Origin of the sequence: Streptomyces mesophilus (genome assembly GCF_040300965.1) — a bacterium.
Classification (GTDB): Bacteria; Actinomycetota; Actinomycetes; order Streptomycetales; family Streptomycetaceae; genus Streptomyces; species Streptomyces mesophilus_A.
On sequence record NZ_JBEPEW010000210.1, the window covers coordinates 1 to 10696 of the forward strand.

The 10696-nt window shown below is 71.6% G+C and carries 11 protein-coding genes; 7 read left to right on the plus strand and 4 right to left on the minus strand.

Going from position 1 to position 10696, the window contains the following annotated elements:
- Nucleotides 1-900, plus strand: a 900-nt coding sequence (locus ABT367_RS38395; protein WP_352258232.1) for a DUF3048 domain-containing protein, incomplete at its 5' end; no start/stop codon positions are given.
- Here ABT367_RS38395 and ABT367_RS38400 read toward each other — a convergent pair.
- Nucleotides 805-1272 carry a hypothetical protein gene (locus tag ABT367_RS38400; protein ID WP_352258234.1) on the minus strand — a complete coding sequence of 156 codons (468 nt, stop codon included), beginning with the start codon at nucleotides 1270-1272 and terminating at the stop codon, nucleotides 805-807. The genes ABT367_RS38395 and ABT367_RS38400 overlap by 96 nt on opposite strands.
- A 322-nt stretch (nucleotides 1273-1594) precedes the next feature.
- Between ABT367_RS38400 and ABT367_RS38405 the strand changes: the two genes are divergently transcribed.
- From ABT367_RS38405 to ABT367_RS38415, 3 genes are all read left to right on the plus strand, one after another.
- Complete coding sequence (locus ABT367_RS38405; protein WP_434975635.1) at nucleotides 1595-2812, plus strand: pyridoxal phosphate-dependent aminotransferase; 1218 nt, start codon at nucleotides 1595-1597, stop codon at nucleotides 2810-2812.
- A 169-nt stretch (nucleotides 2813-2981) separates the two neighbouring features.
- The gene (locus tag ABT367_RS38410) at nucleotides 2982-4022 is read left to right on the plus strand and encodes a DUF3048 domain-containing protein (RefSeq protein WP_352258236.1); all 1041 of its coding nucleotides are present in this window, start codon (nucleotides 2982-2984) and stop codon (nucleotides 4020-4022) included.
- A gap of 66 nt (nucleotides 4023-4088) precedes the next feature.
- A complete protein-coding gene (locus ABT367_RS38415; protein WP_352258237.1) occupies nucleotides 4089-4871 on the plus strand; it encodes an N-formylglutamate amidohydrolase in 783 nt (260 codons plus the stop codon).
- Between the two features lie 45 nt (nucleotides 4872-4916).
- Here ABT367_RS38415 and ABT367_RS38420 read toward each other — a convergent pair whose 3' ends face one another.
- On the minus strand, nucleotides 4917-5663 hold the full coding sequence (locus tag ABT367_RS38420; RefSeq protein WP_352258239.1) for a class I SAM-dependent methyltransferase: 747 nt from the start codon (nucleotides 5661-5663) through the stop codon (nucleotides 4917-4919).
- Between the two features lie 97 nt (nucleotides 5664-5760).
- Here ABT367_RS38420 and ABT367_RS38425 point away from each other — a divergent pair, with 97 nt between their 5' ends.
- Nucleotides 5761-6633, plus strand: coding sequence for an LLM class flavin-dependent oxidoreductase (locus tag ABT367_RS38425; RefSeq protein ID WP_352258241.1), 873 nt, complete (start codon nucleotides 5761-5763; stop codon nucleotides 6631-6633).
- 103 nt (nucleotides 6634-6736) lie between these two features.
- On the opposite strand, the gene ABT367_RS38430 is transcribed toward ABT367_RS38425, so the two are convergent.
- On the minus strand, nucleotides 6737-7327 hold the full coding sequence (locus ABT367_RS38430) for a response regulator (RefSeq protein WP_352258242.1): 591 nt from the start codon (nucleotides 7325-7327) through the stop codon (nucleotides 6737-6739).
- A 163-nt stretch (nucleotides 7328-7490) separates the two neighbouring features.
- Between ABT367_RS38430 and ABT367_RS38435 the strand changes: the two genes are divergently transcribed.
- The gene (locus tag ABT367_RS38435) at nucleotides 7491-8462 is read left to right on the plus strand and encodes a 5-dehydro-4-deoxyglucarate dehydratase (RefSeq protein ID WP_352258243.1); all 972 of its coding nucleotides are present in this window, start codon (nucleotides 7491-7493) and stop codon (nucleotides 8460-8462) included.
- Between the two features lie 48 nt (nucleotides 8463-8510).
- Nucleotides 8511-9839 carry an enolase C-terminal domain-like protein gene (locus ABT367_RS38440; RefSeq protein ID WP_352258245.1) on the plus strand — a complete coding sequence of 443 codons (1329 nt, stop codon included), beginning with the start codon at nucleotides 8511-8513 and terminating at the stop codon, nucleotides 9837-9839.
- 112 nt (nucleotides 9840-9951) lie between these two features.
- Here ABT367_RS38440 and ABT367_RS38445 read toward each other — a convergent pair.
- Nucleotides 9952-10696: DNA glycosylase AlkZ-like family protein (locus ABT367_RS38445; protein ID WP_352258247.1), on the minus strand; the 745-nt coding region annotated here is incomplete at its 5' end.

Consider the following 10696-nt stretch of genomic DNA (forward strand, 5'->3'; position numbering starts at 1 on the left):
GTGAGCGACCGGGGCGGCGGCCCCGACGACCGCGAGCCGCCGACGCCCGCTCCCGGGTCGTCCACACCGCCCGAGCCCCGGCCGCGCACCGTCCGCAGACCCACGGTGCTCGCCGTGAAGATCGACAACGTGCGCCCCGCCAGGCCGCACACCGGACTGCGCGAGGCCGCCCTGATCCATGTCGAGCGGGTCGAGGCGGGGCTGACCCGGCTGCTCGCCGTTTACACGGGCGGCCGACTGCCGCAGGCCGTCGGCCCGGTGCGCAGTGCGCGCGAGACCGATCTCGAGCTGCTGCGCCAGTACGGCAAGCCGGTACTCGCCTTCTCCGGCGCACAGGGCAAGCTGCTGCCCCTGATCGACAAGGCCGAGCTGTATCCGCGCTCACCGGCCGAGGCGCCGGGGGCGTACTACCGCTCCTCCTCGCGCCCGATCCCGCACAACCTCTATCTGCGGCCCTCGCGGCTCGATCCCGCACCCGACAAGGAGGCGCAAGCCGCGGACCTGGGCCTTCGGTTCGGCGCGGCACCGGCCGGCGGCCGGGCCACCGGTGAGCACTCCGTGCGCTTTCCGGCGGCGCGTTACGCGTTCACCTGGTCGGCGGCGCGCGACCGGTGGCGGGTGTCGATGGACGGCACGCGCTCCAACCTGACGCCGTCGACGGTCGTGGTGCAGTACGGGGTCATACGGGATTCCCGTTTCCGCGACAGGTGGGGCGACGTCTCCCCGTACACGGAGACCGTGGGGCGGGGCGACGCGCTCGTCCTGCGGGGCGGCCGGGCGCACGAGGGGCGCTGGAGCCGGGAGTCAGCCGAGGAAGCGACGGTCTACACCGACGCCGACGGTGAGCCGCTGCTGTTCGCCGACGGTCAGGTGTGGATCGTGCACGTCGGCAAGCGCTGACTTCCCGGCGGCCGGCCGGGGGCGAGCACGACGCGGCGGCGTGCGGCGCAAGGTCCGGTAGCGCCGGCCGGTGCGGTCCAGGCCGAGCTGGAAGGCGGTGCCGCCCACGGTCGCGGTGAGGCTGAAGATGACGGCGCCCGCGACGGTGCCGAAGAGGCCGAGTGCGGACGCGAGCAGGGCGCCGGACACCACGCCGAGCGCCGAGCCGGAGACCTGCGTGACGCTGATCTCCGGGCCCCGGCGGCCCGGGGCCGTCTCGGGGCTGCGGCGGGCCACGGCTGCCTCCGGGCCGCGACGATCGGGAGCACTACTGCGCTCCGTACGCCCCTTGGCGCCCTTCGTACCGCGCGGTACCGCATGCCTCGCCTCCATGGCCATGGTGATCCTTCACACGTTCGGGGTCGGTGTCCCTCGATGCTCGAAGCCATGGAGATAGATGGCATGGCCATCTAGTTGGACCGCGAGTGAAGACGTATGAGGGTGCTGTGATGTGCGGAGGTCAGCGGGGCGCAGACCTCCGCACTCTCGCGAAAAAATGTCGGAAACCTCCCTAAACATAGAGATTTCAAAGCCACCATCAGTGCCGCCCTTCCCGCCTCGACAGAAGCCCAACTACCCCTCCCGTTACACCCGTTGAGCGTTCCCCGGCTCTCGCACGTATCTCCGGACACGACCGCCCCTCCCGGAGGCCCTCATGCCCGACGCCGGCAATGTCACCGCCCTGTTCCGTACGGCCACGGCGCACAGCCCGTCGTACGCGACGCTGGACCGGGCGGCCGGGGGCGGGTCCCAGGTGATCGACTTCTGCATTCCGTGCAATCCGTACTTCCCTACCCCGGAGATGTTCGACGAGCTCGGAGCGCGGCTGCGGGACATCCTCACGTACTACCCGAGCAGCGCGGACACCATCGCGGCCGAGCTGTGCGCGGTGCTCGGACTCAACCCGCAGACCGTGGCGATGGGCAACGGCTCGACCGAACTGATCACCTGGATCGACCACTTGCTCGTACGGGAGTCCCTCGCCGTGCCCGTGCCGACCTTCGGCCGCTGGACGGACCAGCCGATGGAGACGGGCAAGCGCGTCGACATGTACCCGCTGCCCGAGCAGGCCGGCTTCCAGCTCGATCCGGGGGCCTTCGTCGAGTTCGTACGGCGCCGCGGCTCACGCACCGCCGTCGTCTGCAATCCCAACAACCCGGACGGCGGTCTGCTCCCGCGGCGTGCGGTGCTCGCTCTGCTCGACGCGCTGCAGGACCTCGAACTCGTCGTGGTCGACGAGTCGTTCCTCGATTTCGCGGACGCCGAAGCGGAACCGAGCGTCGCCCAGGAGGCGGTACTGCGGCCCAATGTCATCGTGCTGCGCAGCCTCGGCAAGAACTTCGGCCTGCACGGGGTGCGGTTCGGCTACCTCGTCGCCAATCCGGGGCTTGCCGGAAAGGTGCGGGCCGCCCTGCCGAAGTGGAATCTCAACTCCTTCGCCGAGACCGTGGTGTTCCTGCTCGGCCGCTACCGCTCGGCCTACGGGACGAGCCTGCGCCAGGTCTGCCGCGACCGGCAGGAGATGCAGTGGCATCTGAGCCGGCTGCCCGGGCTGACGGTCTACCCCTCCCAGGGCAATTTCCTCTACGTACGGCTGCCGGAGGGCGTCGACGGAGCGGCGCTGCGCGACCAACTGCTCACCGCGCACGGCGTGCTCATCCGCGAGTGCGGCAACAAGATCGGCTCTTCGAGCCGCTTCCTGCGCCTGGTGGTGCGGCCGCAGCACGATGTACAACGGCTACTCGCGGGGCTCGAGCAGGTCCTGTACGGGGGTGAGCTGCCGGCCGCCGATCCGCACGGGTACGCGGCGCTGAGGCCCGTGCGGTACGGGTCGGGGACCGCGGCCGTGGACCGGCTGGTGCACAGGGCCTGACGGGCGGCGTCCGGCGCCGAGGGCCCCGCGGTCTGCCGGATGGGCGGGGGACGCGTCCCCGTTCAGGCGATCACTGGGCCCGAACTGATTCGAACAGGGTGCCCTGGAGGAAAGCTGCGCCTGCACAGCCGCAGCGCGCCCGCGGGCGCGCCCTCCCAAGGAGCCTCGCTTGTCCCCTCTCGCCACCGGACGCCGTCGCCGCACGGTCCCGCTGCTCGCCCTGCTGGCCGCGGGCAGCCTCACGCTCGGCGCCGCACCGGCCGCCGACCGCCACGATCCCGTACCGCCGCAGGGCGCCGAGTCCACGACGCTCGACGAATACTCGCCCCTGGAGGCGTACCAGCAGGTCCAGGGCCCCTGGAAGATCTCCCCATACACCGGCCTGATGGCCAAACAGGGACCGGTGCTCGCCGTGAAGTTCGACAACGCACGGCGCGCCCGGCCGCACCACAACCTCGACAAGGCCGACATCGTCTACGTCGAGAAGGTCGAGGGCGGGATGAGCCGCCTGATGGGCATGTACTCCAGCCGGATCCCCAAGAGCCTCGGCCCGGTGCGCAGTGCCCGTGAGTCCGATGTGGAGCTGCTGAAGCAGTTCGGGCGGCCGGCGCTCGCGTACTCCGGGGTGCGCAGCGCGCTGCACAAGTACCTGAAGAACTCGCCGATCTACGTGCGTTCGCACGGTTCGCTGCCGCGCGCCTACTTCCGTGCCCCGGGCCGTTCGGCGCCGCACAACCTGTTCGTGAACCCGGCCAAGATCCTCAAGTCCGCGCCGGGTGCCTGGAAGCCGACCGACATCGGCTTCCGCTTCGGTCCCGCGCCCAAGGGCGGCAAGCCGACCGCGCAGCGCACGGTGCGCTACGCCTCGGCCAGCCACACCTTCCGCTGGTCGCCGGCGAAGAAGCGCTGGTACGTCTCCTTCGACGGGGCGCCCGCGCGGCTGTCCGACGGGCGGCAGATGAGCGCCCGCACCATCGTGATCCAGAAGGTGCACATGCCGCCGTCGAAGTACCGGGACGTCAACGGCGCCGTCACCCCGTACATCAAGACCGTCGGCAAGGGCTGGGCGACGGTCCTGCGGGACGGCAAGGCGTACAAGACGTGGTGGCAGCGGCCGAACGCCAAGAGCGGCACGAGCTTCATCCAGAAGGGCGGCAAGCCCATGCCGTTCGCGCAGGGCCAGGTCTGGATCGTGTACGAGGACGCCTGATCCGCACGGTCGGAGCGCGGCGCACCCGGTCGGGGCGCCGCGCTCCGGCGTGTCTAGGGTGAGCCGATGAGCTCCTTCGAGGTGCGTCCCGGCGCCGACGACTCCCCCGTACTGCTGCATGTGCCGCACGGCGCCTGGGAGATCCCCGCAGCCGTACGCGCGGACATCGTGCTCGACGACGCGGCGCTCGAGGCCGAGGCGCGGCACATCACGGACGCCCACACCGCCGAGATCGCCGCGTACGCGGCACGGACCGCGGACCGGGCGCCGTGGCGGTTCGTCAACCGGCTCTCACGGCTCGTCGTCGACCCCGAGCGCTTCCCCGACGAACGCGAGGAGATGGCGGCGGTCGGCATGGGCGCGGTCTACACGCGCACGACGCACCGCGAGGTGCTGCGGCCGGACGGCTTCGATCCGGGTCCGCTGCTCGAGCGGTACTTCCATCCCTACGCGGACGCCATGACGGACGCCGTGCAGGGGCGGCTGAAGGCGGCGGGGCGGGCCGTGGTGATCGACGTGCACTCGTATCCGACCCGGCCGCTCCCCTACGAGCTGCACGGGGACGGTCCGCGGCCGCCGGTGTGCCTGGGTGTGGACGCCTTCCACACGCCGCCCGAGCTGCTCGCCGACGCCGAGGAGATCTTCGGGCGTTTCGGGGGTACCGCGGTCGACTCGCCGTTCGCGGGGACGTATGTGCCGCTGCGGTTCTACGGGCACGAGGAGCGGGTGCAGGCGTTGATGATCGAGATCCGGCGTGATCTGTACATGAGCGAGCCCGGGGGCCCGGCGCGCGAGGGGCTGGAGGAACTGGGCGCGGCGCTGGGCGAGTTGGTGGCTCGGCTTTCCTGAGCGAGGCTCGGCGTGCTCAGCTCTCCTGAGCACGGCTCGGCGTACTCAGCTCTCCCGTGCGTGCGGAGTTCCCCGAGCGTGCGGCTTGGTGGCCACGACCGCGCGGGCGCGGGGTGAGCCGTCGGCGCGCCGGCCGAGTTCCGGCAGGTCGCGCAGGGTCACCTCGAAGCCGGCGCGGGTCAGTTCGGCGGAGGCCTCGGGGAGACCGAAGCCGAGGTAGTACATGACGAACGGCGGCCGCCACACGGCGTTGCGTACGCGCATCACACAGTCGAAGCCGAGCAGCATCCAGTACGCGCGGGAGCGGACCGGCGGGGGTGCGCCGATCGGGAAGACGAAGCGGCCGCCGGGCCGCAGCACCCGGTACGCCTCGGCGAACAGCGCGGGCCGTTCGCGCGGCAGGAAGTGGCCGAACGCGCCGAAGCTGACGAGGAGGTCGAAGGCCTCGCCGAACGGCAGGGCGAGGGCGTCGCCGCGTACCCAGCCGACGTCGCCGTGCGTCTGCCGGCGGGCCCGGTCGAGCATGCCGGCGCTGAAGTCCACGCCGGCCACCCGCTCGCGGCACACCTCGCGCAGCACATCGATGCCCGCGCCCGTTCCGCAGCACAGGTCGAGGCCGCGCTCGAAGGGTCCGAGGGCGTGCAGCGCTTCGGTGACCGCGTCGAGGACGTGGCCGGGCGTGCGGAACGGGGTGTGGTCGAACTTCGGCGCCAGGAGGTCGTAGCCGTGCTCGACGGAGGAGAGCGCCTGGACGGTGAGTTCACGCAGCGTGGGACCTTGAGGTTCGAACATCACGGTCAGGATAAGTGCAAGGCGGGCGAGGAAAGTGCAGGTGTCCAGGGCCGGAAAAGCCTTACCGCGGGGACGCCGGCGCGGGTAGGAAGGGACGATGACATCCCTTGGCGCCGTGTTCCGTCCCCAGTCCCCGCCCGAGCAGCTGCGCGAGGTGGCCCTGGCCGCCGAAGCCGCCGGGCTCGACCAACTCTGGCTGTGGGAGGACTGCTTCCTGGAGAGCGGTATCGCGTCCGCCGCGGCCGCGCTGGCGTGGACCGAGCGGCTGAAGGTCGGCATCGGCCTGCTTCCCGTACCGCTGCGCAATGCGGCGATCGCCTCGATGGAGGTGGCGACCCTGCACCGCCTCTTCCCCGGCCGGTTCATCCCAGGTCTCGGGCATGGCGTCCAGAGCTGGATGGGGCAGGTGGGGGCGCGCGCCGAGTCGCCGCTGACGCTGCTGCGCGAGCACCTGGACGCAACAAGGGCGTTGCTGCGGGGCGAGCGGGTGACGACCGAGGGGCGTTATGTACGTCTCGACGGTGTGGCCCTCGACTGGCCGCCGGCCGCTCCCACGCCCGTGTTCGCCGGCGCCAAGGGGCCGCGCACGGTGCGGCTCAGCGGTGAGGCGGCGGACGGCACGATCTTCGAGGCGTCCACGACTCCCGCGGATCTGCGGGCAGGGCTGCGGCTGATCGAGGAGGGCCGCGCGGACGCGGGGCGCAGCGACGACCACCACGTACTGGTGTACATGACCGCCGTCACGGGCCCGGACGCCGAGCAGCGGCTGCGTGCCGAACTGGCCCTGGACGGCCGCGAGATGACTCCGGGCCTTGGCGCGGCGGGCGATGCGCAGACCATCGCGAAGGCCGTCGAGCAGCTCGCGGACGCGGGCGCGGATTCGGTGGTGCTGCAGCCGACGGCGGACGAGACGGATCCGGTGGGGTTCGTACGGTTCGTGGCGCAGGAGGTGCGGCCGCTCGTCGGCTGAGCGGATGCGCGGCCTGTGGCCGACCGGTCTACGCGGCCGCTCGTCGGCTGAGCGGGGTGCGCGGCCGCCCGGCGGCTGAGTGGACCGCCGGGGACGGGCGAGGTCAGGCCTCGCCCTCCTCGGCGAACTGGGACCGCTGCTTGCGGTCCTCGCCGGGCTGCCCGTGCGGCCCTTGCTGATGCGGGACCCGTACGTCGGGGTGCGGCAACGGCACGGCGGCGTGCGGGGAGCGGGCGGCTTCCAGCTGGGAGCGCAGCGAGCGCAGCTCCACATCCTGCAGCCGCACCTGGATGTCGAGCGCCTGCATCCGACGGCGCTGGGCAAGGAGGTAGCGCACCTTCGTCCGCAGCGACCAGGGGTCCACCGGTTTCATCACCAGATCGGCGACGCCGAGCCGGTAGGCGACACGGGCCAGTTCGCTGTCCCGCCCGAACCCGGTCAGCAGGATCACGGGTATGTGCTGGGTCTGTTCGACGCGCTGCATGTAGCGGACCACGTCGAGACCGCTGACCTGCGGCATCACCACATCGAGCAGCACCAGGGCGATCCCGCCGCGCAGCACCGACTTCAGCGCGTCATTGCCACTGGTCGCGCGTTCCAAGGGCTGGCCGAGCGGCGCCAGCGCGCTCTCCAGGGCGAACAGGTTGTCCTCGTGGTCATCGACCAGGAGAACCTTCTCCTCACCACCCGCCATATGCCGGCCCCCTCGCTCCCCTGTCCAGGGTAGGGCGCGGAGGGTGTCACGCAGGAGCGGATGCGCGAAAGCGGTTTAGCCGCGGCCCATTGACCTCGCCTCCCGATCGACCTAGCCTCCATCTTCATACGCGAACGTCGTCTACATATGAGGATGATGGTCAATGACGGGGAACGAAGCGCAGCCGACGCAGACGAACGACCGGTGGGCGGACATCACCCGGAGACTGCGCGAGGGCATGGTGCGCGGCGTGCTCTCCTTCCCCCTGACCAGCTTCGACGACGAGGGGGCGCTCGACCTCGAGGGCTACCGGGCCTACTTGGAGCGGCAGTTGGCGTCCGGGCCGGGCGCCGTCTTCCCCGCCTGCGGCACCGGCGAGTTCCACGCGCTGAACGAGGACGAGTACCGCGCGGTGGTCGAGGCGACCGTGGAGATCGCCGCGGGACGGCTGCCCGTCGTCGCCGGGATCGGCTACGGCTGGGCGCAGGCGCTCCGCTTCGCGCGGATCGCCGAAGAAGCGGGCGCGGACGCCCTGTTGGTGCTCCCGCACTATCTGGTGGCCGCCCCCGAGGCCGGCCTTGTCGAGCAGCTGCGCCGGATCGCCGCCGGCACCTCGCTGCCGCTGATCGCCTACCAGCGCGGCCAGGTCACCTTCGGCGCCGACGGAGTGCGGGCCCTCGCCCGGATCCCGGGCGTGATCGGCCTCAAGGACGGGCACAGCGACCTCGACCGGCTGCAGCGCCTCACGCTCGCCGCGCCGGACGGCTTCCTCTTCTTCAACGGCGCGCCGACCGCGGAGATCCAGGCCCGCGCGTACGCCACCGTCGGCGTCCCCGCGTACTCCTCGGCCGTGCACGCCTTCGCACCCGAGATCGCGAACGCCTTCTTCGCCGCCCTGCGGGCCGGCGACCTCGCCACCACCGACAAGCTCCTGCGGGAGTTCTACGTACCGCTGGTCGAGCTGCGCGACACGGTCCCCGGCTACTCGGTCTCGCTGGTCAAGGCCGCCGCCCGGCTGCGCGGCCTGCCCGTCGGTCCGGTCCGTGCGCCGCTGACCGAGCCGACGGCCACCGACCTCGCCGTACTGGACCAACTCCTGGACACCGGACTGCGGTTGGCCGACGCCGCGCGCTGAACCGACCTCCCCGCCCTTGCCGCGCCCGCAGAACAGGAAGCCGCACCGATGACCCAGCCGACCGTCACCGCCTTCGCCGTCCACCCGGTCGCGGGACGCGACTGCATGGAGCTGAACCTCTCCGGCGCCCACGGCCCGTACTTCACGCGCAACATCGTGGTGCTCACCGACTCCGAGGGCCGTACGGGGCTCGGCGAAGTGCCTGGCGGGGAGAGGATCACGCAGACGCTGCGGGACGCCGAGCCGCTGGTCCTCGGCGCGAAGGTGGGCGACTACCAGCGGGTCCTGCGCGAGATCGGCGACCGCTTCCGCGACCGGGACGCGGGCGGCCGTGGTGCGCAGACCTTCGATCTGCGCACCACCGTGCACGCGGTCACCGCCGTCGAATCCGCGCTCCTCGACCTGCTCGGGCAGCACTTGGACGTACCGGTGGCCGCGCTGCTCGGGGAAGGCCAACAGCGTTCGTCCGTACGCGTGTTGGGCTATCTCTTCTACGTGGGCGACCCGGACCGCACGGACCTGGAGTACGTCCGCGAACCGGAGGCGGACCACGCGTGGTACCGCATCCGGCACGAGGAGGCCCTCACGCCGGAGGCGATCGTGCGCCAGGCGGAGGCCACGTACGAGCTGTACGGCTTCAAGGACTTCAAACTGAAGGGCGGAGTCCTCGACGGGGCCGAGGAGGTCAAGGCGGTCCGTGCGCTGAAGCAGCGCTTCCCGGACGCCCGGATCACCCTCGACCCCAACGGTGCCTGGTCCCTGCGCGAGGCGATCGAGCTGTGCGCGCCGCTCGGCGATGTCCTCGCGTACGCCGAGGACCCGTGCGGCGCCGAGGAGGGCTACTCGGGCCGCGAGGTACTCGCGGAGTTCCGGCGCGCGACCGGTCTGCCCACGGCCACCAACATGATCGCCACCGACTGGCGGCAGCTGACCCACGCGCTGGCACTGCAGTCGGTCTCGATCCCGCTGGCCGACCCGCACTTCTGGACCATGCGGGGCTCGGTCCGTGTCGCTCAGCTCTGCCACGCGATGGGGCTGACCTGGGGCTGCCACTCCAACAACCACTTCGACATCTCGCTCGCGATGGTCACGCACTGCGGCGCCGCGGCGCCCGGCGCGTACAACGCCCTGGACACCCACTGGATCTGGCAGGAGGGCCTGGAACGGCTCACGGTCGAGCCGCCGCGGATCGTGGGCGGCGAGATCGCGGTCCCGGACGCGCCCGGGCTCGGCGTCGAGCTGGACAGGGACCGACTGCTCGCCGCGCACGAGCTGTACAAGGAGAAGGCTCTGGGGGCGCGCGACGACGCGGCCGGGATGCAATTCCTCGTACCCGGCTGGGAGTTCGACCCGAAGCGGCCCTGTCTGGTGCGATGACCCGGTCTGCCCGGGGCTCGGCCGGTCGGGCGTCGACGGTGCGCGTTCGGCCGGCCGGGCGTTGGCGATGCGTGTTCGGCCGGTCAGTTCTTGACGATGCGCGACCGGCCTGTCAGTCCTTGACGATGCGTGTCCCGACCCCGGGCATCCCCTTGTCCCACCAGTGCCCGTAGCGCCGGTACACCTCGGGATCACGGTCCGCGAGCCAGGTCACGAGGCGTTCGGCCTCCTGCGTCAGACCGCGCCACTGACCCGCGGTGAGCTCGCGGAACGCGGTGAGTTCAAGACCTCCGCCGTCGAGCGACCGCCACACGCCCGCGACCTGCCCGTCGACAAGGAGGCAGGGCAGCACATCGCCGTTGCGGCGGACGGCCGCCGGCCGGAACTCGGCCGGCATGAACCGGCCCGGCACCACATGCGCGAGCAGCGAGCTGTCCCACATGGGCAGCAGCCGCGGCGGTACGGGCACATCCTCGTCCGGCACAGTGGCCTCGGGCAGGTCGTACAGCACGGCTCGTCCCGATCCGCCGACGGGGCGCAGGGCGTCACCGAGGGCCTCGACGGCGTGCTTGACCGTGGTGCTCGGCAGCAGCGTGAAGCGCGCGAAGTCCTGTGCCGTCGCCGGTCCGAAGGCCCGTAGATACGAGAGCAGCAGTTGCTGTGCCCCTTCTCCCGCCGTCACTGCGGGCGCGTTCGGCGCGGCGCGGAAAGTGTTGCGGTGGCCGAAGGACCAGGGGCCGCCGGACGGCACGTGGTGCAGGGGCGCGTAGGTGCGCAGCGCCCACCAGGCGCGGCCGGCGGGTTGAGCGGGTCGACGTCGTGAGGCCACCAGTTCTTCGGCGGGTCCTTGAAGAAGT

Coding starts and splice junctions, on each gene's coding strand:
- ABT367_RS38400 (WP_352258234.1), bottom strand. CDS start 1,272: ATGGAGGCGAGGCATGCGGTACCGCGCGGTACGAAGGGCGCCAAGGGG.
- ABT367_RS38405 (WP_434975635.1), top strand. CDS start 1,595: ATGCCCGACGCCGGCAATGTCACCGCCCTGTTCCGTACGGCCACGGCG.
- ABT367_RS38415 (WP_352258237.1), top strand. CDS start 4,089: ATGAGCTCCTTCGAGGTGCGTCCCGGCGCCGACGACTCCCCCGTACTG.
- ABT367_RS38420 (WP_352258239.1), bottom strand. CDS start 5,663: ATGTTCGAACCTCAAGGTCCCACGCTGCGTGAACTCACCGTCCAGGCG.
- ABT367_RS38425 (WP_352258241.1), top strand. CDS start 5,761: ATGACATCCCTTGGCGCCGTGTTCCGTCCCCAGTCCCCGCCCGAGCAG.
- ABT367_RS38430 (WP_352258242.1), bottom strand. CDS start 7,327: ATGGCGGGTGGTGAGGAGAAGGTTCTCCTGGTCGATGACCACGAGGAC.
- ABT367_RS38435 (WP_352258243.1), top strand. CDS start 7,491: ATGACGGGGAACGAAGCGCAGCCGACGCAGACGAACGACCGGTGGGCG.
- ABT367_RS38440 (WP_352258245.1), top strand. CDS start 8,511: ATGACCCAGCCGACCGTCACCGCCTTCGCCGTCCACCCGGTCGCGGGA.